General features: G+C 71.3%; 22 protein-coding genes. 6 read left to right on the top strand and 16 right to left on the bottom strand.

Features of this window, described 5'->3' with window-relative positions:
• Window positions 1-8 precede the first annotated feature (8 nt).
• The 4 genes from AB4078_RS08535 to AB4078_RS08520 all read right to left on the bottom strand — a co-directional run bounded on the left by AB4078_RS08535 (window position 9) and on the right by AB4078_RS08520 (window position 5563).
• Window positions 9-1196 carry an amidohydrolase family protein gene (locus AB4078_RS08535; RefSeq protein ID WP_441976750.1) on the bottom strand — a complete coding sequence of 396 codons (1188 nt, stop codon included), beginning with the start codon at window positions 1194-1196 and terminating at the stop codon, window positions 9-11.
• Entirely contained in the window at window positions 1183-2520 is a 1338-nt protein-coding gene (locus AB4078_RS08530) for an aspartate aminotransferase family protein (RefSeq protein WP_441976749.1), read from the bottom strand. Before AB4078_RS08530 ends, AB4078_RS08535 begins: the two co-directional genes overlap by 14 nt.
• Window positions 2517-4052, bottom strand: coding sequence for an APC family permease (locus AB4078_RS08525; protein WP_440732258.1), 1536 nt, complete (start codon window positions 4050-4052; stop codon window positions 2517-2519). Before AB4078_RS08525 ends, AB4078_RS08530 begins: the two co-directional genes overlap by 4 nt.
• Window positions 4053-4189: 137 nt before the next feature.
• Window positions 4190-5563, bottom strand: coding sequence for a glutamine synthetase family protein (locus AB4078_RS08520; protein ID WP_441976748.1), 1374 nt, complete (start codon window positions 5561-5563; stop codon window positions 4190-4192).
• Between the two features lie 182 nt (window positions 5564-5745).
• On the opposite strand from AB4078_RS08520, the gene AB4078_RS08515 reads away from it, so the two are divergent.
• The gene (locus AB4078_RS08515; protein ID WP_441976747.1) at window positions 5746-6558 is read left to right on the top strand and encodes a class II glutamine amidotransferase; all 813 of its coding nucleotides are present in this window, start codon (window positions 5746-5748) and stop codon (window positions 6556-6558) included.
• Window positions 6559-6571: 13 nt separating this feature from the next.
• Window positions 6572-7429: a MurR/RpiR family transcriptional regulator gene (locus AB4078_RS08510; protein WP_441976746.1), complete on the top strand. Its 858-nt coding sequence runs from the start codon at window positions 6572-6574 to the stop codon at window positions 7427-7429.
• Between the two features lie 9 nt (window positions 7430-7438).
• Here AB4078_RS08510 and AB4078_RS08505 read toward each other — a convergent pair whose 3' ends face one another.
• From AB4078_RS08505 to AB4078_RS08490, 4 genes are read right to left on the bottom strand one after another with little or no spacing between them, the layout of a single operon-like run.
• Window positions 7439-7987 (bottom strand): GNAT family N-acetyltransferase, encoded by a 549-nt coding sequence (locus AB4078_RS08505; protein ID WP_441976745.1) that lies wholly within the window; start codon window positions 7985-7987, stop codon window positions 7439-7441.
• Window positions 7984-8673, bottom strand: coding sequence for a uracil-DNA glycosylase (locus tag AB4078_RS08500; protein WP_441976744.1), 690 nt, complete (start codon window positions 8671-8673; stop codon window positions 7984-7986). The genes AB4078_RS08505 and AB4078_RS08500 overlap by 4 nt, the downstream gene beginning before the upstream one ends.
• Window positions 8673-9392 carry a Type 1 glutamine amidotransferase-like domain-containing protein gene (locus tag AB4078_RS08495; protein ID WP_441976743.1) on the bottom strand — a complete coding sequence of 240 codons (720 nt, stop codon included), beginning with the start codon at window positions 9390-9392 and terminating at the stop codon, window positions 8673-8675. Before AB4078_RS08495 ends, AB4078_RS08500 begins: the two co-directional genes overlap by 1 nt.
• Before the next feature lie 2 nt (window positions 9393-9394).
• Window positions 9395-10207, bottom strand: coding sequence for an SDR family oxidoreductase (locus AB4078_RS08490; protein WP_441976742.1), 813 nt, complete (start codon window positions 10205-10207; stop codon window positions 9395-9397).
• A 235-nt stretch (window positions 10208-10442) separates the two neighbouring features.
• Between AB4078_RS08490 and AB4078_RS08485 the strand changes: the two genes are divergently transcribed.
• From AB4078_RS08485 to metX, 3 genes are all read left to right on the top strand, one after another.
• A complete protein-coding gene (locus AB4078_RS08485; RefSeq protein ID WP_440732268.1) occupies window positions 10443-11765 on the top strand; it encodes a bifunctional o-acetylhomoserine/o-acetylserine sulfhydrylase in 1323 nt (440 codons plus the stop codon).
• 414 nt (window positions 11766-12179) lie between these two features.
• Window positions 12180-13163, top strand: coding sequence for a hypothetical protein (locus AB4078_RS08480; protein ID WP_441976741.1), 984 nt, complete (start codon window positions 12180-12182; stop codon window positions 13161-13163).
• 205 nt (window positions 13164-13368) lie between these two features.
• Complete coding sequence (metX, locus tag AB4078_RS08475) at window positions 13369-14577, top strand: homoserine O-acetyltransferase MetX (protein ID WP_441976740.1); 1209 nt, start codon at window positions 13369-13371, stop codon at window positions 14575-14577.
• Between the two features lie 108 nt (window positions 14578-14685).
• On the opposite strand, the gene AB4078_RS08470 is transcribed toward metX, so the two are convergent.
• From AB4078_RS08470 to AB4078_RS08450, 5 genes are read right to left on the bottom strand one after another with little or no spacing between them, the layout of a single operon-like run.
• Window positions 14686-15348: an NUDIX hydrolase gene (locus tag AB4078_RS08470; RefSeq protein ID WP_441976739.1), complete on the bottom strand. Its 663-nt coding sequence runs from the start codon at window positions 15346-15348 to the stop codon at window positions 14686-14688.
• Window positions 15349-15408: 60 nt separating this feature from the next.
• Window positions 15409-16650 (bottom strand): MFS transporter, encoded by a 1242-nt coding sequence (locus AB4078_RS08465; protein ID WP_441976738.1) that lies wholly within the window; start codon window positions 16648-16650, stop codon window positions 15409-15411.
• A 9-nt stretch (window positions 16651-16659) separates the two neighbouring features.
• Window positions 16660-17007: a thiamine-binding protein gene (locus AB4078_RS08460; protein WP_441976737.1), complete on the bottom strand. Its 348-nt coding sequence runs from the start codon at window positions 17005-17007 to the stop codon at window positions 16660-16662.
• On the bottom strand, window positions 17007-18365 hold the full coding sequence (locus tag AB4078_RS08455) for a hypothetical protein (RefSeq protein ID WP_441976736.1): 1359 nt from the start codon (window positions 18363-18365) through the stop codon (window positions 17007-17009). Before AB4078_RS08455 ends, AB4078_RS08460 begins: the two co-directional genes overlap by 1 nt.
• Window positions 18362-19300, bottom strand: a complete 939-nt coding sequence (locus AB4078_RS08450; protein ID WP_440732275.1) for an ADP-dependent NAD(P)H-hydrate dehydratase — start codon at window positions 19298-19300, stop codon at window positions 18362-18364. The genes AB4078_RS08455 and AB4078_RS08450 overlap by 4 nt, the downstream gene beginning before the upstream one ends.
• A gap of 106 nt (window positions 19301-19406) precedes the next feature.
• On the opposite strand from AB4078_RS08450, the gene AB4078_RS08445 reads away from it, so the two are divergent.
• On the top strand, window positions 19407-20474 hold the full coding sequence (locus AB4078_RS08445; protein ID WP_441976735.1) for an NADH:flavin oxidoreductase/NADH oxidase: 1068 nt from the start codon (window positions 19407-19409) through the stop codon (window positions 20472-20474).
• A 54-nt stretch (window positions 20475-20528) separates the two neighbouring features.
• Here AB4078_RS08445 and AB4078_RS08440 read toward each other — a convergent pair whose 3' ends face one another.
• From AB4078_RS08440 to AB4078_RS08430, 3 genes are all read right to left on the bottom strand, one after another.
• Window positions 20529-21590: a hemolysin family protein gene (locus tag AB4078_RS08440; RefSeq protein ID WP_441976734.1), complete on the bottom strand. Its 1062-nt coding sequence runs from the start codon at window positions 21588-21590 to the stop codon at window positions 20529-20531.
• A complete protein-coding gene (locus AB4078_RS08435; protein ID WP_440732448.1) occupies window positions 21587-22900 on the bottom strand; it encodes a hemolysin family protein in 1314 nt (437 codons plus the stop codon). Before AB4078_RS08435 ends, AB4078_RS08440 begins: the two co-directional genes overlap by 4 nt.
• Window positions 22901-23052: 152 nt before the next feature.
• Window positions 23053-24516, bottom strand: coding sequence for a GuaB1 family IMP dehydrogenase-related protein (locus AB4078_RS08430; protein ID WP_441976733.1), 1464 nt, complete (start codon window positions 24514-24516; stop codon window positions 23053-23055).
• Window positions 24517-24557: the final 41 nt, after the last annotated feature.

Below are 24557 nucleotides of genomic sequence, written 5' to 3'. Positions count from 1 at the left end.
GAACGCGTTCAGAGCCGGTACACCCGGCGGGCGTTCTCGGCGCCGATCATCTCCAGCACGCGGCAGGCGTCGGCCTCGCTCCATTCCCCCTCGCGCACCCAACGGCCCAGAGCGACCGCCATTCCGCGCCGCCACAGGATCGATCCCACCAGGTGCAGTTCGGGCAGGCCGAACGCGTCCGAGGAGTAGAGCTGCTTCGCGAACGGGGCGAGCTCGAGCGCCTCCGCGACGAGCTGCCGGCTCTGCGCGCCGAGGTAGTTCACGCCGAGGCCGATGTCGAAGTAGACGTTGTCGAAGCCCTGCGCCAGGTACGCCGCCTCACGGTGGTACGGGTAGCAGTGCAGCAGCATGATCGGCGTGCGCTGCACGTCGGCGCGACGGAGCAGCGGCAGCAGCAGCATCGGGTTCGTGCGGTGCAGGTCGAGGTCGCGGTCGCCGAAGCCGACATGCACCTGCAGCGGCAGGCCGAGCGCGACTGCCGCGTGTACGACGAACGCTTCGAGCACAGGATCCGACAACCGCGGCTTCTCCTGGCCGAGCGCGGCCCAGCGCTCCACGGCTGCCGCCACGGCGGCGTCGGCCGGCGGCTCCCAGTCGATGTCGAAGCCGACGCGGTACGCGACGATGGTCTTGAAGCCGGTGGCCTCGACCGCGGCCTCGGTGATCGCCGCGCGGAACGCCTCGGCAAAGTCGGCCGCAGCGACGCCGCCGGCGACCAGCCCCTCGGCGACGAGCTCGAGCCGCACGATCTCGCTGGTCGCACCGCCCGACTCCTCGGCCATCGCCGTCGGGTCCGTGATCGGGCGCAGGCTGAAGCCGGTGTCCATGACCCAGTGCTCGACGCCGGCGGGGCGCAGCAGCACCCGGTCCAGCTCGGCGGGGGCGAGCGCGCTGCGCGCCGCCCAGTACTCCTCGGCGGGCGCGTGCCGCTCGATGCCCAGCAGCGGGGCGCACCAGCGCCGGAACGCGAAGCCGGGCTGCGAGTCGAACTGCGTCATGAACGCGGGGATCGGATCCGTCGACGCCTCGTTGAACGACTCCTCGAACGCGGCACGGTCGACCGGGTCCATGTAGCAGCCGTGCACGTGATGGTCGATCAGCGCGAGCGACTGCGCCGTCTCGGCCAGGCGGGGTGGGATGCCCTCGAGACCCTCCAGGATCCCGTTCTCCCCGAACGCGTGCTCACCAACCGGCATATTCCTGCACCTCCTCGTCGCTGACCCGACCCGCGATCGCATCGGCGATCGCCCGGTCGAGGATGTCCGCCGCGCGGTCGATCTCATCATCCGTGATGACGAGCGGCGGCGTGATCTCCAGGACGTTGCCGCCCACGTAATAGACGACCGCGCCGAGCTGCCAGGCCCGGTAGACGACGCGGCGTGCGAGCTCGCCGTCCGGCTGCAGCCCGTCGCGATCGCGGACCAGCTCGAGCCCGATCGTGAGCCCGCGTCCGCGTACATCGCCGATCCGCTCGGCCGACAGCCCGCCCTCGAGGCCCTCGCCCGCGGCCAGGCGCCGCAGCGCCGCCGCGAACCGGTCGCCGGCCTGAGCGGCCCGTTCGACGAGCCCCTCCTCGGCGATCGTCCGCAGCACGGCGCGGCCCGCCGCGGTCGACACGGGGTTGCCTGCAGTGGTCAGCAGGGCGGATCCGGCCGGGCGGTCCAGGATCGCGGCCGGTCCCACCGCCGCGGAGAGCGGGATCCCGGCGCCGAGCGCCTTGCCGAACGTGACGATCTCGGGCACGATGCCGTCGTGCTGGAACGCGTGCAGCGTGCCGGTGCGGGCAAGTCCGACCTTGACCTCGTCGACCACGAGCGGCACGCCGGCTGCGCGGCAGGCCTCGTGCACGGACCGCAGGAACCCGTCCGGCGGGACGACGAGCCCGCCGTCGGAGAGGATCGGCTCGACGATCAGGCAGGCGACGCGATCCGTGGCCAGGGCGTTGCGGATCGCGGCCAGGGATGCGGCGACGTCGGCGTCGATCCCGGCCGGGCCGGGGCGGAACGGGTTCGGGTACGGCACGAGCACGAGATCCGGATCGCCGACGTGCCCGGCCTCGATCTGCTGCCCGGACACCCCCATCGCGAGCCCCAGGCCGCCGTGGTAGCCGTGCTCGAACGCGACGACGGTGCGGCGTCCGGACGCGTAACGACAGGAACGCAGCACCACGTCGTTGGCGTCGGATCCGGCATGGCCGAGGTAGACGCGGCGCTCGCCATCGCCCGAAGCGGGGACGAGCGCGAGCAGGTCCTCCGCGAGGCCGACCGAGTCGGGGTGGATGGCCGACAGCCCGCCCGCGCCGGGCGCGGTCCGCACGGCGCGGGACACCGCCTCGACCACGGCGGGATGGCCGTGGCCGAGGCCGTTCGCGGTCCAGGTCGCAGACAGATCGATCAGTCCGCGCCCGGCCGGGTCCACCAGGACCGAGCCGTGGCCGCTGACGACCTCGAGCGGGAAGAAGCGCAGCTTCTCGACGCCCGCGATCGCCCGGGCGTCGCGCGCGAGCAGGGAGAGCGTCATCTGTCCTCGGCGGGGCCGGTGAGGTGGATCGGGTCGAGCTCCTTGCCCAGGCCGGGCAGTTCGAGCTCGCGGGCGAGCGAGGCGCCGACCTGCTTGGCGATCTTCGACGCAGCGAGCGCGAGGATCAGCCCGAGCGCGCACCAGAGCAGCGCGACGACGCCGGCCGCGGACGGATCCGCCGAGTCCTTCACGTTGAACCAGATCACGATGACGATCACGATCGCGCCGAGCACCGGCAGCACCGTACCGAGCACGCGTCCGCCGCCGCCGTGCACGGCCTGGAACCGGCCGTGGTTGACGAAGTACACCGCGGCGACCTCGACCATCAGGTACGCGACCATGAGGCAGACCGTACCGGCGACCGCGAAGTAGAAGTACGCGTCGATCGCGGCGTTGCCGGTGCCCATCACGGGCCAGCCGGTCGCGGCGCAGATCAGCAGCGTGACGACGACCACGGCGAGCACGAGCCAGGCCGCGCGACGCGGGCCGCCCTTGGGGTGCAGCACGCCGAGCGAGCGCGGGCCGAAGCCGTCGCGGGCGAACGCGTAGAGCATGCGGCTCGCGGTCGCGACCGTCGCCATGTGTGAGCCGAACGCGGCACAGGTCGCGGTGAAGATCGCGATCACGCCGAACCACGGCCCGATGTACTGCGTGCCGAGGTCGCCCAGGGTGTTGCCGGAGGTGCCGAAGGCCTTGAGACCAGCCTCGTCGGTGCCGAAGCCGATGGTCTGGGCGAACATCACCACGACGAAGAGCACGCCGGTGATGATCAGGGTGCCGAACAGCGCTCGCGGGATGTTGCGCTTGGGGTTGTTCGTCTCCTCGCCGAGCGACGCGCAGGCCTCGAATCCGGCCCAGGACAGGAACGCCGCGACGACGCCCGAGAGCACCTGGCCGACGTCGATGCCGGTGAAGCTGAAGCTGGAGAAGTCGATGCCGGTGGTGTGCGCGCCGCCGTGCCCGAAGATCGCGATCACGAGGATGATCATCGCGATGATGCCGACACCCTCGATGATCAGCAGCACCTTGGCGATGAGCGCCACATCGCGCCCCGCGAGGAGGAAGGAGAGTGCGGCTCCGACGATCATGATGAGTGGCCACGGCAGCTGGATCGGGTGCTCGACGCCGGGCTGGAACGCCGCGATCAGCGCGTTCACGAACGCCGCGGTGAGGGCGAGCGTGCCGATCGAGAAGCCGACGTAGGCGCCGAGCATGGCCCAGCCGGAGAAGAAGCCGGTGCGGGGACCGACGGTGCCGCCGATCAGCCCGTAGGCGGATCCGGCGTGGTTGAGGTGGCGGGTCAGGCGCATGAAGCCGTAGCCGACGAGCGCGACGCCGATCGCGCCGATCACGAAGACGAGCGGCACGGACTTGCCAACGATCGCGACCAGACCCTGGCCGTTGCCGGACATGGCGAGGGTCGGACCGACGGTGGCGAGCGACAGGGCGAGTGCGGCCCAGAGCGGCAGGGCGCGGCGCGGCGCGGATTCAGGCGCCGCGGCGGGCGCGGAGCCGGGTTCGGTGGCGGACATTCGGGTCTCCTCCGTGGGGGATGGATGAGGGATGGTGCGGTTCGGGCCGCGGGTCGGGTGTCTTCGGTCGCTGAACCTGTCGAAGTGGCCGATCAGGTGGGAGTCCCTTCGACAGGCTCAGGGACCGAGGCGGAGGCTCAGCTCCAGGCGAGGCGGAAGGCCGCCGTGATCTCCTCGGGCGAGGCGTCGGCGTAAGCGGAGAGCTCGTGCCGCCGCACGGCGACCGCGCCCTCGACGATGCCGGGGCCGAAGAGCTCCTCGGCGAGCGCGGAGGAAGCGAGCCGGTCGAGTGCGGCAGACGGCTCGGCGTCGAGCCGGAGCCGAGCGGACTCGGGCGTCTCGGCGGGGTTGCCGACGACCTCCTCGGGCAGCGGCAGCTCGCGCTCGATGCCGCCCAGGGCGGATCCGAGGAAGGCCGCGGCAGCGAGGTAGAGATTCGCGCTCGGGTCGACGATCTTGAGCTCGATGTTCGCGCCGTGCGGGTTGCCCGGAGTGCCGGCGAGGAACCGCAGTGCGGCCTCGCGGTTCTCCAGGCCCCAGCACACCGCAGCTCCCGACCAGGATCCGGGCTTGAGTCGCAGCGACGAGACGACGGATCCGGCGTAGACCGCGAGCAGCTCGGACAGCCCGTCGAGCACGCCGCCGATCGCGCTGCCGCCCTCATCGGAGATGCCGTGCGGGCCGTCGCCGGTGCCGAACAGGTTCCGCCCATCGCGGGCGAGCGAGAGGTGCAGGTGCATGCCGTTGCCGGATCCGCCGACGAACGTGAGCGGCGAGAACGACGGCGCAAGTCCGTGCCGGGCGGCGACGAGGCCGATCAGGATCCGGGTGAGCACAGCGGTGTCGGCCATCTGCACGGGCGGCAGCGGCGCGAGGGAGACCTCGAACTGGTCGGTGCCGTACTCGGCGTGGATCTGCTCGGTGCCCACGTTCGCGTCCTCGAGCGTGCGGGTGAGGTCGGTGAGGAAGGCGCGGCGGGCCACGACCGAACGCATCCCGTACGCGGCCCAGGATCCGTCCTCGAGCTGCGAGCCGTCGACGTTCACGAGGGTGAACTCGAGCTCGGCGCCCATGAGCGCAGTCAGTCCTGCGGCGGCGACCCGCTGCTCCTGGTCGATGAGGCGGCCGCGGGCGCACAGCGCGGATCGCGCGCCGCTCTGCTCGTGATAGCAGGTGGGACCCCACGCCATCCCGTCACCGATCGGACGGACGGCGGCGGCGTCGAGGCGCAGACGCAGGTCGCCGGAGACGCCGATGTCGCCGGTGAACGCGATGCCGTTGTCGGCGCAGAACACCACCCAGGAGGGCGAGGCCCCCATCCCGGAGTTCACGAAGCTCGGCAGCCGGCGCAGCGGGACGGCCTTGCTGCGGGTCACGCCCGCGAAGTCGAGGGCCGTGCCGACGAGCAGCTCGACACCATGGTCGCGGAGGGCGCGGACCGTGTCATCGAGCGCGCTGTCTTCGAGCGCGGCGGCTGCCGGATCTCGGTCGTTCGGGTCGCCGTCGGTCACGGGGACATCCCTTCTTCGGGGTTCACTTCGTTGTGAGGCATCGTGGCAGCAGCCTGTTACGAGCTGATGTCATGCCTGTTACAGTGTTGCACACTTTACAGATTCTGTTACGTTTGAACCAGAATCACTCGGAACGACGCGGTCGCAGCGATGAGGGCGACCGCCCGGAGCGGAGGTCTCCCATGTGTCGCCTGTTCGCGTACGTGTCGCCCGGCACGTCCACCGCCGACCGCGAGCTCGGCGAGGACGGCATCGAGAGCTTCCTCTCTCTGGCGCGGCTGCACGGAGACGGCTGGGGCTGGGCCGGTGTGGAGCACCTCGGCGACGCACCCGTCGTCCGCAAGTCGCCTCTGTCCGCCGCCGCCGACCCCGATTTCCGGCGCACGATCGGCACGGCCGGCCACGCCGCGATGATGCACCTGCGCTGGGCGACCCTCGGCCTGCCCGTCGAGCTGTGCAACGCCCACCCGTTCCGGCTCGGCGACGTCTCCTTCGAGCACAACGGATCCCTCAAGCCGATCGACCGGGCCCGCGCGATGCTCTCGACGGAGTCCCTCGCCCGCATGACCGGCGACACCGACAGCGAGATGTACTTCGTGCTCATCCAGGAACAGCTCGATGCCGGCCTCGATCTGCCCGGCGCCACCTTGCAGGTGGTGCGACGTTTGCGCGAGGCGTTCCCCCTGTCCAGCCTCAACGCGATCCTGCTCGACCGCGAGCGGCTCGTCGTGGTCCACGCGAGCGCCCGCAGCGTGCTGCCCGACGACGACCTCGACGAGATCGCCCAGCTCGGGGGCCTGCCCGACGAGCACAACGAGGACTACTTCGCGTTGCGATGGAAGCGCTCCGCTGACGGCGCCGTGCTGATCAGTTCGACCGGCGTGGCCGGAACCGGCTGGACGCCCCTGCCCGCCGAATCGGTCACGACAGTGCAGCTGGGCGACGGAACGATGCGCACGGAGTCCCTCGACGCCCGGCACGCGAGCCCCGCGTGACAGACTGAGCCCTATGGCCGACGACGACACCCTCTCCGACCTGGTCGCCGCATCGTTGCCCGAGCTCAGCCGTGCCGGGCGCCAGGTCGGCCGCGTGCTGCTCGCCGACTACCCGAGTGCAGGCCTGTCCACTCTGGCCGACCTGGCGGAGCGTGCCGGAGTGAGCCCTCCCACCGTGCTGCGCTTCGCGCAGAGCCTGGGTTTCGGCGGGTTCACGGAGTTCCAGCGTGCGCTGCGCGACGAGCTGACCCGACGCTCCTCCGGTCCGCTCGTGCGGCTGAGCGCCCCGGCAGAGGCCGGCACGCCGCGCGAGGTCGTGGTGCGCGATGCGACCGTGCAGGCCGAGCGCACCCTCGAGTCGTTCGCTCGGATCCCCGATGCCTCGTACGCCGCCGCCGTCGACCTGCTCGCGGATCCCGGTCGGCGCATCCTCCTCACCGGGGGCCGCTTCACCTATCTCGCGGCGTTCCACCTCGGCACGCACCTGCAGGAGCTGCGCGCGGGGGTGCGCATGTTCAACGACCCCTCGGGACATGACCTCGGTGCCGTCGTCGACATGACCCCGCGCGATGTGCTGGTGCTGTTCGACTTCCACCGCTACCAGCGCAGCGCGGCCGACCTCGCCGCGGCGGCGAAGCGCCGCGGGGTCGCGCTGCTGCTCGTCACCGATGGTCTGGAATGCCCGATCGCGCCCCGCGCCGACGTCGTGCTCGACGTCGCGAGCTCGACCGATCACGCGTTCCAGAGCGACTCGGCGGCGTTCATGCTGAACGAGCAGCTGCTCAACCTTGTGCTCGAAAGGATCGGCGAGCCCGCGCACACGCGACTCGCGCTGTGGGAGCGCATGCGCGAGGGCGAACTGCTGAGCTGACCTGCGGCCCTAGAGCGACTTCTGCAGGAACAGCACGTCCAGGGTGCGGCCGAACTTCACGCCGACGCCCTTCAGGTGCCCGGCATCCACGAACCCGTAGCGACGGTGCAGCGCGATCGACGCCCCGGCCGCCGTGGGCTCGATCACGGCGATGAGCTCGTGCAGCCCGGCCCGGGCTGACGCGTCCAGCAGAGCCTCCAGCAGCGCCTTGCCCAATCCGCGTCCTGCAGCGTCCGGGCTCAGGTAGATCGTGTTCTCGGCGCTGAACCGATAGGCGGATTTCGCGCGCCAGTGCTGGGCGTATGCGAAGCCGAGCACCCCGCCGTCGGCGTCCGCCGCGACGAGGAACGGCAGCCCCGTCTCCGCGAGGAGCTCGCGCTTGTGCTCCCAGACCGCCAGATCCGTCTCCTCCTCGTCGAAGGTGACGGTGCTCGTGCGCACGTAGTGGTTGTAGATATCCCTGATCGCGGGGAGATTCGAATCCTGCACCGGCCGGATCCGCGCGGGCGCGCTCGACGCATCCGTGCGGGCCTGCGGCGCGGCCGGGGTGTCGCTCATGCGATCCTCCAGTCGACGGGGTCCGCGCCCTGCTCCTCGAGCAAGGTGTTGACCCGCGAGAACGGCCGGGATCCGAAGAACCCGCGGCTCGCGGACAGCGGCGACGGGTGCGCGGAGGCGATGACCGGGGTCGAACCCAGCAGGGGGCGCAGCCCTTCGGCATCGCGGCCCCAGAGCACCGCAACGAGCGGGGCGTCGCGGGCGACGAGGCTGCGGATCGCGAGCTCGGTGACCTTCTCCCAGCCCCAGCCGCGGTGCGAGGCGGGTGTGCCGGGGCGCACCGTGAGCACCCTGTTCAGCAGCATGACGCCCTGATCGCTCCACGCCGAGAGATCGCCGTGCACGGCCGGCGCGATTCCGAGGTCGGTCTCCAGCTCGCGGTAGATGTTGCCGAGGCTGCGCGGCAACGGGCGCACCGCCTTGTCCACGGCGAAGGACAGGCCGATCGGATGCCCGGGGGTGGGATACGGATCCTGACCCACGATCAGCACCTTGACATCGGCCAGCGGGCGGGCGAACGCGCGCAGCACGTTCTGCCCGGCCGGGAGATAGCCACGTCCGGCGGCCGTCTCAGCGCGCAGCCGGTCTCCGAGCTCGGCGACGAGCGGGGCGACAGGTGCCAGGGCCTCGGCCCAGCCGGCATCGAGCTGGCCGTCCGCGGCGAGATCGGCGAGCGTCCTGGGCATCAGAGCGCCGCCCGATCGCTCGAGACGGTCACGCCCTCGGTTCCGGGGAACACCCGCCAGACGCTGCCCTCCCCCGCGATCCGCAGGCCCTCCGCGTCGGCGATGAGCACGGTGCTCTCGTCGATCCCCAGCCCGCCGTCGACGGCGCCGGCCTCGGTGGCGGCGATGAGGCGACTGAGCGTGCCCCACTGCGCGACGTGCACGTCGATCGACACGTCGACCAGGCCGATCCCAGGCACGACGGTGATCTCGTCGAGATCCTCGGCGGTCTCCTCCGGGGCGATCGCGACCTCTCCGATCCGCCAGCCGCCGAGGATCGCGCGCTCGGCGGCGATCATGGCACCGGCCGAAAAGCCGAGATACGGTGTGCCGCCCTGCACCGCGGTGCGGATCACGTCATATCCGGCTTCGAGGGCCGCGTGGTAGGCCGGGGTCAGCCCGCCCCCGATCACGATCGCGTCGACATCGTCGAAGACACCCGGATCCACCAGATCCGTCAGTCCGACGGTCGTCACGCGGGTGTCGAGAGCGATCGCGCCGTCGCCGGTGAGCGCTTCGACGAGATCACCGGCGTGACCCGGATGAGCGTCCTCGCGCACGGTGACGACGGCCACGCGCGGCACGTCGACCCCCTTCGCGGCCGCGACGGCCTGCACCTCGGCGGTGAACGGCGCGAAGGCGGCGCGGCCGAAGCCGCCGCCGATCAGGTGCACGCCCATGGTCAGTCCTCCCCGCGCGGGCGCAGCGGCCCGCGCGCGAGCAGGTGCGCCGCGGCCTGGGCCACCGGGCGGATCACGACGAGGTCGAGGTTCACGTGCCCCGGCGCGTTCAAGGCGTAGGCGATCAGGTCGGCCACATCCGCAGCGACCAGCGGCGCCTCGACGCCCGAATAGACGGCCTCCGCGGCGACCTCATCGCCGCCGAGGCGGCGCAGGGCGAACTCCTCGGTGTGCACGAGACCCGGTGCGATCTCGGTGACCCGGATCGGCTCGCCGTTGAGCTCCTGGCGCAGCACCTGCGGGATCATCGACTCCGCCGCCTTCGCCGCGTTGTATCCGGATCCGCCCGGATACGACTGGCGGGCCGCGGTCGAGGTGAGGAACAGCAGGTCGGCGTGACCGCCGTGCGACGCGGCGGCACGCAGTTGCGGCAGCAGGGCCGCGGTGAGTTGCTGCACCGCGAGCACGTTCGCCTCGAACATCCACCGCCACTTCTCCGCGGATCCGTCCTCGACCCGCTCCGTGCCGCGGGCGCCACCCGCGACGTGCACGACCGCGTGCAGCGGTCCGGTCTGCGCCAGGTGCTCCGCGAGACCCGCGATCTGTTCCGCGTCGGTGAGGTCGGCGGCGTACGCCGTCGATCCGGTCTCCGCGGCGAGCGCCTGCAGGCGGTCCTCGCGGCGCGCGACGCCGACGACGTCCCAGCCACTCGCCCGCAGCGCCCGCACCGTCGCTTCGCCGATCCCGGTGCTCGCCCCCGTCACCACCGCACGTCTGCTGTTGTGGGGACTGTCGTTCATCGCGCTGTTCGCCATGCGTCAACGCTACGGGATCCACGCGCGCGCATCGACGACAGCCCATCGTCGATGCGACCTCCGGATCCGCGGAATCATGCGGCCGATCCCTGTTACGTCACATTTCCGCGGCCTTGTTGACAGCGGCCGCGGGTTCGTACTCTCGATACAACGCCACCGGTTCTCGCGCCCGTCGAAGCCACGGCCCACTGCCCTGCGACGCGGTTCGGTGTCGCTGATCCTGAAGGAGACACTCATGACCGCTGCAGAGAACTGGCGCTTCGAGACCAAGCAGATCCACTCCGGCGCTGCCCCGGATCCCGTCACCAAGGCCCGCGCCACGCCGATCTACCAGACCACGTCGTACGTGTTCGACAACGCGGACCACGCGGCGAACCTGTTCGCACTGGCCGAGTTCGGCAACATCTACACCCGCATCCAGAACCCGACGCAGGATGTGCTCGAGCAGCGCCTCGCCGCTCTCGAGGGCGGCACCGGCGCCCTCGTGCTCGCGTCGGGTCAGGCCGCCTCGACCTTCGCGATCCTCAACATCGCCCAGGCCGGTGACCACTTCGTCTCGAGTTCCTCGATCTACGGCGGCACCTACAACCTCTTCAAGTACACGCTCGCCAAGCTCGGCATCGAGGTCACGTTCGTCGAGAACCAGGACGACATCGAAGAGTGGCGCCGCGCGGTCCGTCCCAACACCAAGCTGTTCTTCGCGGAGACCATCGGCAACCCGCAGATCAACGTCCTCGACATCAAGGGCGTCGCCGGCGCCGCGCACGAGGCGGGCGTGCCGCTCATCGTCGACAACACGATCGCAACCCCGTACCTGATCCGCCCGTTCGAGCACGGCGCCGACATCGTCGTGCACTCGGTCACCAAGTTCCTCGGCGGCCACGGCACGACGATCGGCGGCGCGATCATCGACGGCGGCTCCTTCGCCTGGTCGCAGAACGTGGAGAAGTTCCCGGGTCTCACCGAGCCGGACCCGTCGTACCACGGCGCCAGCTACACGGCGGCCGTCGGCGATGGCCTCGCCTACATCATCAAGGCCCGCGTGCAGCTGCTCCGCGACCTCGGATCCGCGATCGCGCCGCAGAGCGCCTGGAACCTCATCCAGGGCATCGAGACGCTGTCGCTGCGCATCGAGCGCCACGTGCAGAACGCCCAGGAGATCGCCGAGTGGCTGGACGGCCGCGACGACGTCGCCAGCGTGAACTACTCGGGGCTGCCCACGTCGCCGTGGTACGCCGCCGCGAACACCTACGCCCCGAAGGGCGTCGGCGCGGTCCTCTCGTTCGAGCTGAAGGGCGGCGTGGACGCCGGCCGCGAGTTCGTGAACAGCCTCACCCTGTTCAGCCACCTCGCCAACATCGGCGACGTCCGGTCGCTGGTGATCCACCCGGCCTCCACCACGCACGCCCAGCTCACCCCCGAGCAGCAGCTCACCACGGGCGTGACCCCGGGACTCGTGCGCCTGTCGGTCGGCCTGGAGAACATCGAGGACCTCAAGGCGGACCTGGACCAGGCCCTGGCCGCGGCGCGCAAGGTCTCCGAGGCCGCACGCGCCTGACGACTCCTCCTCAGAGACGGGAGCGCCCCGGATCTTCGGATCCGGGGCGCTCCCGTGTTCCCGGGGCCCTGTGCATCCCATCGTCTTGTACGTCGGTGCCCCCTCTCACCCGCGGCGCTGGGCGTCCACGCCCCCTCCGGGTGTCCACGCCCCCGCTGGGCATCCACGCCCCCTCCCGGGTGTCCACGCCCCCCGCTGGGCATCCACGCCCCCGTGGGCATCCACGCCCCCACTGCGTGGGGGTGCGGATACTGCACGGGGGCGCCGATGCGAACGGCGCCCCGCGAATCGCGGCCGATACAGCCTCGGATGACGCAGCCGCATCCGGTCCACACATTCCCCGGGCGATGCGGTCTTGCCACCGGATGCGTGCAGCACATCCCACCGGTGTGCGACGCCGGTCACGCTGGGACGATGAAGACCTCCATCGGCCTGGCGCAGGCGCACGACCTTCTGCAGACCCGTGCGGATCTCCTGAGCTCCGGGCGCACCGATCGCGAAATCCGTGAGCTGGTCCGCACCGGTCTGGTGCTCCGAGTGCGGCGCGACCGCTACATCGACGCCGTCGGGTATGACGGCCTCTGGGACGAAGGCAAGCACCTCGTCGCCGTGATCGCCGCCCACCTCAACGCGGACCCGCCGGGTCCCGTGTTCTGGGGTCCATCGGCCGCTGTCGTGCATGGACTGCCGGTGTACCGCCTCGCGCCGAAGAACGTGCACACCGTCATCCTCGGGAACCGGCACGGTCGCACCCGATCCGGCATCGCACAGCACTACGTCGCGATCGACGATTCCGACATCGTCGAGATCGGGGGGATCAGATGCACCTCTGTCGAGCGCACCGTGCTTGCCCTGGCCTGCACGGCGACAGCCGACGCGAGTCTCTCCGCAGCCGACGCTGCGCTGCGGCGCGTCGCCGTGGAAGGGCATCGATACGATGCGGCTCGTGCCGTCGCGTGGCATGAACGGATGTCTCATCGCGCTGCCGCTGTCCACGCCCGCGGCGTCCGCCAGGCACGCAGGATCCTCGACTTCGCGGACGGCCGCGCACAGCTGCCGGGAGAAAGCGTGAGCCGCCTGCAACTGCACCGCATCGGCTTCTCCGGCCTTGATCTCCAGGTGCACGTCACCGGGGCGGAGGGGGACGACTACTGGCTCGATTTCGGATTCCCGCGCAACAGGGTGTTCGGAGAGTTCGACGGTCAGGGCAAGTACATGGATCCGGAGGTCCGTGGCGCCCGCACCGCCGAGGATGCGGTCATTGCGGAGAAACGCCGCGAGGACGACGTCCGCGGTGTCACTGGATGGCGATTCGCCCGCTGGGAGGACCGCCACATCCGCACGCCCGACACGCTCTCGGCCCGCTTGAACGCCTTCGGCGTCCGTCCCCCCGCGTGAGACACACCGTCGGCGCCCCCTCGTGGCATCCACGCCCCCGCGGATGGGCGCCGCTGCAAGGGGGCGCGGATGCTCAGAGGGGGCGCGGATGCGCAAAGGAGGCGCCGACGCGCAGAGGGGCGCAGAGGGGGCGCCACCCCGCCCCTCCTCGCCCCGGATCCGTAACCTTCCGCACCCACCCGGCCGCACCCGGGAGAATGGATCCATGGACTGGCAGACGACCTCGGAGGACACGGTGCCCTCGGCACGCGTGTCGGAGGCGGACGCCCGCCTGCTGCGCGCCCGCCCGCCGTCCACCGGCGCCTGGCGCGACGGCGATCCGGCGGGCGATCGCCGGTTCGAGGCCTTCGGGCCGTTCCGCACCGAGGGAGGCGCGGAGCTTCCGCTGATCCGCATCGCGTACGAGTCCTGGGGCACGCTGAACGAGGCGCGCGACAACGCGATCCTCATCCTGCACGCGCTCACCGGAGACAGCCACGTCGTCGGCGAGGCGGGCCGCGGACACGCGACGAGCGGCTGGTGGGGCGAGATCGTCGGCCCGGGCTGCGCCATCGACACCGACGAGTGGTTCGTGATCGCCCCGAACATGCTCGGCGGGTGCCAGGGCTCCACCGGGCCGGCGAGCATCGCCCCCGACGGCTACGAATGGGCCTCACGCTTCCCCTACCTCACGATCCGCGACCAGGTCGCCGCCCAGGTGCTGCTCGCGGACGTGCTCGGCATCGAGCGCTGGGGCGCGGTGATCGGCGGATCCATGGGCGGCATGCACGCCCTGGAGTGGGCGGTCGGCCAGCCCGACCGAGTCGAGCGCCTCGCGATCCTGTCCTCTCCCCCGGTGACCACCGCCGACCAGCTCGCGCTGAACTTCGTGCAGCTGGAGACGGTGCGGATGGATCCGCGTTTCGCGGGCGGCGAGTACTACGACGCGCCCGTCGGCGAGGGTCCGCACCGCGGCCTCGCCCTGGCGCGGCGGATGGCGCTGTTGAACTACCGGAGCCCGATCGAGCTGAACCAGCGGTTCCAGCGCTCCTGGCAGTCCGACGTGTCGCCGCTCGGCCAGGGCGGTCGCTACGCCGTGGAGAGCTACCTCGACTTCCACGGCAACAAGTTCACCCGGCGCTTCGACGCGAACAGCTACCTCACGCTCGTGGAGGCGATGAACTCGCACGACACCGGGCGCGACCGCGGGGGCGTCGAGGATGCCCTCAAGCGGGTGACGGCGAGGACGCTCGTGCTCGGCATCGACACCGACCGGCTGTTCCCGGTCGACGGTCAGCACCGCATCGCCCGGGGCATCCCGCACACGCTGGACGGCAACGAGGCGATCGTCCTCGCGAGCGACTTCGGCCACGACGGCTTCCTCATCGAGACCGAAGGCGTCGGCCGGCACCTGGAACGGCTGCTCGGCTCCTGACGCCGTGGCTCGGTCGGCCCTGCCGTGATGCGACGGTCCGTCCGCAATTCCGGGAGCCCGGGCCCCGCGCCCGCGACGGGGCGCGTCGTCGACGGGCGCCGCCATCGATCAGAGGCGCTCGAACCGCCAGACCGGATCCTCTGCGACCAGGCGCTCCCTGGCGCCCGTCGCCGCACCGGCGAGCTCGTCGCCGTCCCAGAAGAAGAGGGTGCCTGCCGCGGTCGCCTGCATCCGGGTGCGGAAGACGGCCGGATCCTGAATGCGGGTCAGAGCCTCCTCCACGCCGGTCGCACCGCACAGCGCGTCCAGGGTGCGCCAGGTCGGCGGCATCAGCGCGATCTCTCCGGCGTCCCGCGCGGCGAGCGCGGCCTCCGGTGCCAGCCACCGCGTCGTTACCACCTCGTGCACAGCCGGACGGATCACGCCGCCCGGATCCGCCGCGAGGAAGAACCAGGTCCGCACACGTTTCGGGATCCCGGCCGGCGGCACCCAGCAGGACAGTGGCACCAGCCGTTCGAGCTCCAGGCCCACCTCCTCAGCCGTCTCGCGCACGGCGGCGCGGCAGGCGTCCTCGAGCTCGTCGGCTCCCGGGATCCGATCACCCGGCTCGATCATGCCGCCGGGGAACACCCACGCGCCCGGGAACGAACCGCGGTCGGGGCGGCGCAGCATCAGCACCTCCATGCCCTCCGCTGCGTCACGGAGGATCACCGCGGTGCCTGCGACGGGCAGGTCCTCGACGGCCGCATCACGATCAGGGGCGGAGCTCATCCGCCCATGCTAGGACGCGCCGGGGTTCGCTCCCCTGGCGGCTCGGCGATCGGGGCTTGTTCAGGCCAGGTCGCGCGCGCGCACCGATCCGGTCTCGGTGTGGAAACGGCGCTGCACGGCGTAGGACGCGATCGCGATTCCGAGGCCGACGACGGCGAGGCCGGCCCCCACCCAGGACGGAGCGGCGAAGCCCCAGCCCCACGCGATCACGAGTCCGCCGAGGAACGCGCCCAGGCTGTTGCCGATGTTCAGTGCAGAGTGGTTCAGCGCCGCGGCGATGGACTGGTTGTCGCCCGCGACCTCCATGAGGCGGGTCTGGATCGCCGGGCTCAGGATCGACGAGAGCAGCGCCATCACGAACGAGAACGGCACGAGCAGCCAGATCGAGAACGACAGGATCGCGAGCAGCACGAGCACCACGGCCATCGCGCCGAGCCCCACCAGCAGGGTAAGCCTGAGGTTGCGGTCGCCGAAGACGCCGCCGAGCAGGTTGCCGATGGTCATGCCGAGCCCGAACACGACCAGCGTGACCGGCACCATCCATTCCGGCGCGCCCGCCCGCTCCGTGACGACGGGAGCGATGTAGCTGTAGACCGCGAAGAACCCGCCGAAGCCGATGGCGCCAGTCGCAAGTGCGAACCAGACCTGGGGGCGGCGGAACACGCGCAACTCGGCACGGAAGGTGCGTCCGGGATCACCCTCGTGCTCCGGCACGAAGAGGACGATGCAGACCGTGGCGAGCGCGAACACGATCGTGACGACGAGGAACGCGCTGCGCCATCCGACGTGCTGCCCTAGGTAGGTTCCCGCGGGCACGCCGACCACGTTCGCGATGGTGAGACCGGTCAGGATGAAGGCCACGCCCTTGGCGCGCTTGCCCGGGCCGAGCACATCGGAGGCGACGAGCGCGCCGATCCCGAAATAGGCGCCATGCGGGAGGCCCGCGATGAAGCGGGCGAGGCCGACGGTCTCGAACGTCGGCAGCACGACGGCCAGGCCGTTGCCGAGAGTCAGCGCGATCGCAAGGCCGATCATGACCTTGTGGCGGGGGAAGCGCGCGACGAGGCCGGCGATGGTGGGCGCGCCGAGCACGACGCCCAGCGCGTAGAGCGACACCAGGATGCCGGCACGGCCGATGGCCTCATCCGGGTTCTGCGCCCAGAGCTCGGGCAGCAGGTCCTGCGCGATGTTGGGCAGCAGACCCATCGCGACGAACTCGGTCATGCCGATGCCGAAGCTGCCGATGGCGAGGGAGAGGAGCGCCCGCTTCGCCGCACCCCTCGAGAGGCTCGAGGGTTTCATCCGTCCAGCTTAGAGGCTGCCGGACTCCTCGATGGCCTGCTCGAGACGCGCGATCTTGCCGTCGATCTCACCGGTGTAGCCGGGGCGGATGTCGGCCTTGAGCACGAGGGAGACCCGGGATCCGAACGGCATGACGGCCTCGGTGGCGCGCTTGACGACGTCCATGACGGTGTCCCAGTCGGGGCCTTCGATCTCGGTGAACATGCTCGTGGTGCGGTGCGCGAGCCCGGAGGCGCGGACCACGGCCACCGCGGCGGCGACCGCGTCGTGCACCGAGGCGTCTGCGCTCTCGGGGCGATCAGAGGCGGATCCGCCCTGCGGCGAACCGGACGGGGCGACGGAGAAGGCGACGAGCATCAGGACCTCCGGGTTTCGGGGAGTTCGGCGACGAGGAGCGCTCTGCGGCGCACCGGGGTGCGCACGATCGCGCGGATCGCGATCACGCAGATGACGACGACGAGGATGTTGCGGGCGCTGAGCAGAGCGATGGGCAAGGCCTGCGCCGCCAGCAGCTGGTCGTACACGACAGGGTAGACCGCCTGGGTGAGCGCGTAGTCGACGAGCACGAGGATCGCCGGGATCCGCACACGAGGACCGTCGAGGAGGCACCACAGCACGAGCGGCGCGAGCATCCACACCTGGAACTGCGGCGAACCGACCTTGTTGCACGCGATCAGGATCGCGACCAGGGCGAGCATGGTCGCCGGCAGCAGACGCCGCGCCGAGGCGCCGGCGCGCAGCCTCCACAGCGCGAGGGCCGCCACGGCGACCACGCCCACCACCATGAGCGGGGTGAGCACCGCAGCGACGACGTCGACGCCGGGACCTGCGAGCTGGAACGTGAGGATCTGGCGGTCGTACTGGATGCGAGTGACCCCGACCTGGGTGAGCCACAGCAGCGGCGTCGCGCCGACCGCCTCGATCTGCAGCCCGCGGCCGCTCATCTGGCTGAGGAAGCCGAGGAGGTTCCTGGATCCGCCCAGCAGCACGAGCCCGAGCACGACCACGAACGTGACGATCGCCGCCGAGACGAGCATGCGGATCCGGCCGCGCAGCAGTGCAAGAGCCGCGACGAACAGGGCGCCGGGCCAGATCTTGATCCAGGCTCCGATCGTGAACAGAGCGCTCGCGACCGCGGGGCGGGAGAACAGCCACAGACCGCCGATGATCGCGAGCGGCACGGTGATCGCGTCGATCCGGAACATCGCGATGGGGCCGAGCAGGACGAGCGCGACCATCCAGAGCAGGGCGGCGCCGCGGCGGATCCGGCTGCGGCGCGCCCGGGTGCCGCGCAGCAGGAATGCGAATCCGACGGCGTCGAGCGCGGTCACCAGGATCGACCAGGCGACGACGTAGCTCGCGGATCCGACGGCGTAGGACCCGGGGAACAGCGGATGGATGAGCTGCGACAGCCCTTGAGCGATGAGCATGGGCACGAGGGCGAGCTGAGGGTAGACCCAGCTCTCCGTGATGCCGACGATCGCGCCGCCGCCGAGAGCGTTGCGCGCCCACGGCTCGTACACGAAGACGGTGTCGCCCATCGGCAGCGCGGGCATCCGCCACCCGATCATCGAGACGTACAGATGCGCGATGACGAATGCCAGCCACAGCACGGCGAGCGGCAGGCGCGCGCGACGCACTGCGGACGCCTTCGGCGAATCGTCGCGACGGCTCGGTTCGGCGCGGATCGCGTCCGTCGGCTCGGCACCGGTCACGAGCGGTCCTCCTGGGTCTCTTCGTCGTGTTCGTCGTCGACGCGCCCCCGCTCGTCGCCGTTGCGGACCAGCGCGATGGCCGCCGGCAGCCCTTCCGCCACCTGGAGTGCGACGATCGGGCGCCCGGGGCCGCCCGATGCGGTGCCCGATGCGATCCGCCCGGCAAGCCCGTGCAGCCACGCCGCAGCGGCAGCCAGCTCGGCGAGCGCCGTGGTCCCGCCCGCCGCACGGTCGGCAGCGACGAGCGCGCCGATCACGCCGGCCAGCACGTCGCCGGTGCCGGCCGTGGCCAGCCACGGCGTCCCCGCATCGACGGCGAACACGCCGGTGGCGTCGGCGATCAACGTGGTCGCGCCCTTGAGCAGCACCGCGCCGCCGAGCGCCTCGGCGGTCTCGTTCACCGCGTTCGCGCGCGCTGACGGATCCCGCAGGGCATCAGGGACGAGCTCGCCGAGTCCCAGCTGCGCCCGCAGCCGCACGAACTCCTCCGCGTGCGGCGTGGCGATCACCGGGGCGTTCGCTGCAGGAAGCAGATCCAGCGCTCCCGCGTCGACGACGACGGGGGCCGCACCGTCCAGCAGCGCACGCAGCGCGGTCGTCTCCGACTCCGAGCGGGTCGCGGCATCGGTGCCGGAGCCGATGACCCAGGCCTCGGCCCGGATGGCGGCGGAGCCGGGCTCGGTCGCGACGGTCTCGGGGCGTCGCGCGAGCACGAGGTCCGCGGCCCGCCGCGGGCCGACGTAGCGCACGTAGCCGCAGCCGGCGCGCCACGCGCCCTCCACGCCGAGCACGGCCGCGCCCGGGTACGCGTCGGATCCGGTGCGCAGCGCGACGACGCCGCGACTGCGCTTGTCGGAGTCGGCGCTCGGCGCGCGCAGCAGTGCGCGGGTGCGGTCGTCCGACCACGGGCGCACCGGACCGGCGAAGAAAGGCATGCGTCAACGGTACTGGGCCGCGGCTGTGCGCGCCGCCGAGGGATCCGGATGATGCGGATCCGCGGATCCGCCCCCCGACCTGTCCGGCGACCGGTAGCGTCGGACCGTGAGCCACCTGTTCTCCCCGCTGACCATCCGATCCGTCACCTTGAGCAACCGCCTGTGGGTCTCGCCCATGTGCATGTACAGCGCCGTCGACGGCGTGCCGCAGGAATGGCACCACGCCCATCTCGCGCAGTTCGCCTCCGGCGGTGCGGGCCTCATCGTGGCCGAAGCCACCGCTGTCGTGCCGGAGGGCCGGATCAGCCCGCGCGACACCGGTCTGTGGAACGACGCGCAGCGCGACGCCTGGGCGTCGATCGTCGACGCGGTGCACGCGCGCGGCGCCCGGATCGGGGTGCAGCTCGCACATGCCGGCCGCAAGGCCTCGACCTGGTGGCCGTGGGCCGAGGAGCGCGGATCCGTCCCCGCAGCCCAGGGCGGCTGGACCACGGTCGCACCCTCGGCGATCGCGTTCGAAGGCTTCGACGCGCCCGAGGCCCTCGACGCGTCGGGCATTGCCGGCGTCGTCGACGCGTTCGCGGTGGCTGCACGCCGCGCCCTCGACGCGGGCTTCGACGTGCTGGAGATCCACGGCGCGCATGGATACCTGCTGCACCAGTTCCTCTCGCCGCTCAGCAACCACCGCGACGACGCGTACGGCGGCTCGCTCGAGAACCGCGCCCGGCTCCTGCTCGAGGTCACCGACGCGGTGCGCCGGGTCGCGGGCGACGATGTACCGGTGTTCATGCGGATCTCCGCCACCGACCACGCCCCGGGCGGCTTCACGCCGGACGAGGCCGCCGTAGTGGCGGAATGGGCGGTCGAGCACGGCGCGGATCTCATCGACGTCTCCAGCGGCGGGCTCGTCGCCCACCAGCGCATCGAAGTCCACCCGGGTTACCAGGTGCCGCTCGCCGCGGCCGTGCGCCAGGGCGGCAGGATCCCCTCCTCCGCCGTAGGGCTGCTGACGAGCGGCGCCCAAGCCGAGTCCGTGCTCGCCGAGGGTGCGGCGGACGCGATCTTCGCCGGACGGGAGTGGCTGCGCGATCCGCACTTCGGGCTGCGCGCCGCGCACGAACTCGGCGAAGAGGTCGCCTGGCCCGACCAGTATCTGCGCGCCCGCTGGCACTGAGCAGTAAGGGGTCGTCGAGCGCATCGCTCGCTCAACGCCCCCTTGGGGCGAGACTCAGCGCCCGAAGCCGCGACGGGTGATGTCGCGCACCTCGCCGACGAGCTCCTCGATGATGTCCTCCAGGAACAGGATCGCCGTCGTCTCACCCGCCGCGTTGCGCACCTGCGCGAGGTGTCGCCCCGCGCGCCGCATGATCGCGAGCGCATCCTCGAGATCGGTGTCCTCCTGCATCGGCACCATCTGGTGGACGCGCTTCGCGGGGATCGGCGCAGCCGCGCGCACCGCTGCATCCGGCCCTTCGGCCGAGCGGATCACGTCCTTCAGGTGCACGTAGCCCACCGGTGCCCCTTCGGTGTCGACCATGACGTAGCGCGAGAAGCCGTGCTTGGCGACGGCCCGCTCCACATCGTCCGGGGTCGCGCCGAGCGGCAGCGTGACGAGGCCGACGAGCGGCACGGCGACGTCGCGTGCGTCCTTGTCCGTGAACTCGACGACCGCGCTCACGGTGCCCGCGGAGTCGGTCAGCATGCCCTCACGACGGGACTGATCCACGATCGTGGCGACCTCGTCGAGCGTGAACGTCGATGCGGCTTCGTCCTTCGGCTCCACACCGAAAAGCCGCACGACGCCATTGGCGGTGGCGTTCAGCGCGCGGATCACCGGATAGAACACCTTGGAGATCCACACCAGCGGCGCCGCGAGGATCAGCACCGCCCGGTCCGGCACCGAGAACGCGAGGTTCTTCGGCACCATCTCGCCGAACACCACGTGCAGGAACGACACGATGACCAGGGTGATGATGAACGCGATGGCGTCCACCGCCCCCTCGGCCAGCCCGAGTGCGCCCAGGGGCGCGGCGAGCAGGTGGTGCATCGCGGGCTCCGACACGTTCAGGATCAGCAGCGAGCACACGGTGATGCCGAGCTGCGAGGTCGCCAGCATGAGCGTGGCGTGCTCCATCGCGTACAGCGCGGTGCGCGCGGAACGGGATCCGCGTTCGGCGAGCGGCTCGATCTGCGACCGGCGCGCGGAGATCACCGCGAACTCCGCCGCGACGAAGAACGCGTTGAAGGCGAGCAGCACGAACAGCCATGCGATTCCGGCCCAGTCGCTCATCGCTCGCCCCCCTCCTCGGTCGTGGCCTCGGGCATGAAGCGGATCCGATCCACCCTTCGCCCCTGCATGCGCACGACGTGCAGGGTGCCGCCCGGCACGGGCACTTCGTCGCCGGCCTTGGGCAGCCGCTCCAGCACGCTCATCACGTAGCCGCCGACCGTGTCGTACACGTCGCCCTCCGGCACCTCGATGCCGGTGCTCGCACGCAGTTCGTCGGGGCGCAGCTCCGCGGGGAAGGTGATCCCGTCGCGGCTCTTCACGACGCCGGCCCTGCTGCGGTCGTGCTCGTCGGACACCTCGCCGACGATCTCCTCGACGAGGTCCTCGAGGGTCACGATCCCCGCGGTGCCGCCGTACTCGTCCACGACGATTGCGAGCTGGTAGCCACCGCCGCGCAGCTCGGCCACGAGCGCATCCAGGTGCACGGTCTCCGGCACGCGCAGCGGCTCGGAGGAGAGCGCGCCCACCGGCACCTCGGTGCGGCGGTCGCGCGGCACCGACACGGCCGCCTTCAGGTGCACCACGCCGGTGATGTCGTCGAGATCCTCGTCGAACACCGGGAAACGGCTGTGGCCGGTGCGCCGGGCCAGCCCGATCACGCCATCGGCGGAATCCGCCGCAGAGATCGCGTGCATGCTCGGGCGCGGGGTCATCACGTCGCCCGCCGTGAGCCGCGCGAAGCCGAGGCTGCGATCCAGCAGCGTCGCGGTGTCCTCCTCGAGCACACCGGCGCTCGCGGAACGGCGCACCAGCGAGCTGAGCTCCTCCGCCGAGCGCGCACCGCTGAGCTCCTCCTTGGGCTCGATGCCGATGGCACGGAGCACGCCGTTAGCGCTGCCGTTCAGCAGCGCGACGACGGGGCGGAACACCATCGTGAACACGGTCTGGAACGGGATGACGACCTTGGCGGTCGCGACCGGCAGCGCCATCGCGAAGTTCTTCGGCACGAGTTCGCCGAGGATCATCGACAGCATCGTGGCGACGGTCATTGCGACGATCACGGCGATCGTCACGGTGACGGGCTCGGGGATCCCCCACGAGCTGAGCAGCGGACGGAGCAGGTTCGACAGCGCCGGCTCCATCGTGAAACCGGTCAGCAGAGTGGTCAGCGTGATGCCGAGCTGCGCCGAGGACAGGTGCGTCGAGGTGATCTTCAGCGCCGCGATGGTCATGCCCAGGCGGCTCTCGCCGCGATCCCGTCGCGCCTCCAGATCGGCGCGGTCGAGGTTGACCAGGGCGAACTCGCTGGCGACGAACAGGCCCGTCCCCACGATGAGCAGAAGCCCCACGCCCAACCAGATGTAATCCATCACGGTGTCACCCCCGACGAAGCGGAGAGCGGGCAGTGGGGCGATGTACTACACGAGGGAGGGTCGTCCATGGTGCGAACGATTCTATCGTCCCTCGCTCCACTTTCCCTCGGCGCGGGCGATGCCGACCGGATGAACGGTCGTCGGCGCGATCACCAGCTGACCGGCAGCGCCTTGCCCTCCTCGTAGCCTGCCGCTGATTGCAGCCCGACAAGCGCCCGCTCGTGGAACTCGGGCACGGAGGATGCGCCCGCGTAGGTGAACGAGGAGCGCACGCCCGAGGTGATCATGTCGAGCAGATCCTCGACACCGGGACGGAGCGGATCCAGGTAGATCTTCGAGGACGAGATGCCTTCGGCGAACAGCTCCTTGCGAGCACGCTCGTACGCATCGAGACGGCCGAAGCGCGCCTGCACCGCCTTGGTCGAGGCCATGCCCCACGACTCCTTGTAGATGCGCCCCTCCGCGTCGCTCTGCAGCTCACCCGGAGCCTCGATCGTGCCGGCGAACCAGGAGCCGACCATCACCGATGCGGCCCCCGCGGCGAGGGCGAGGGCGACGTCGCGCGGGTAGCGCACTCCCCCGTCCGCCCACACGTGCGCGCCGAGCTCGGCGGCGGCCTGCGCGGTCTCCAGCACGGCGGAGAACTGCGGGCGCCCCACCGCCGTCATCATGCGGGTGGTGCACATCGCGCCGGGCCCGACCCCGACCTTCAGGATCGATGCGCCGGCGTCGACGAGGTCGCGCACGCCATCGGCCGTGACGATGTTTCCGGCCACGATCGGAATGCCGAGCTCGAGAGCCACGACCGCGCGCAGCGCCCGCAGCATCCCCTCCTGATGACCGTGCGCGGTGTCGACCACCAGCACGTCCACCCCGGCCGCCGCCAGGGCGGTGGCCTTGGCTGCGACGTCACCGTTGATCCCGACCGCGGCGGCCACGGCCAGACGCCCTGCGGCGTCGACCGCGGGCCGGTACAGCGTGGAGCGCAGCGCACCGCGCGCGGTCTGCGTGCCCACCAGGTGACCGTGCTGCAGCACGCACACCATCTCGGCCTCGACGGCGGTGATCGCGTCGAACGCCGCACGCGGGTCGGCGACGTCCTCCGCGTCGAGCGAAGGGGAGTCGGCGCGGACCAGGTCGCCGAGCTGGGCGTCCCGCAACGCGGACGCGAGGCGGACGGCGGGCAGTATTCCATGGATCGCGTCGACGTGGAGGCCGTCCGGGCCGCGCGGCGCGTCGGCGACCACGATCCCGTGACCGCCGCTGGCCGGCAGCAGCCGGAGCGCATCCTCCACGGTTGCCCGCGGCGAGAGCACGAGCGGGGTGTCCCAGGACACCGGCTGGCGCTTGACCCAGCGGATCGCCTCGTCCAGCTCCTGCAGCGGCATGTCCTGCGGCAGCACGCCGATCCCGCCGCGGCGGGCGAGGGTCGCGGCGAGCCGCGGGCCGGTGACCGAGTTCATGTTCGAGGACACCAGCGGGATGGTCGCCGGGGTGCCGTCCTGCGGCGCGAGATCGACCTGGAGCCTGCTGGTCACGTCCGAGTGACGCGGCACCAGGAACACGTCGGAGTAGGTGAGGTCGACCATGGGTCCTTCGCCGGAGAACTGCATGCACACAGGGTATGCCTCCCCCGCCCGGAACGCCTCGGCGC

This window comes from Microbacterium sp. 2MCAF23, from assembly GCF_052115565.1.
Classification (GTDB): Bacteria; Actinomycetota; Actinomycetes; order Actinomycetales; family Microbacteriaceae; genus Microbacterium.
This window is presented reverse-complemented; position numbering and strand designations above follow the sequence as displayed.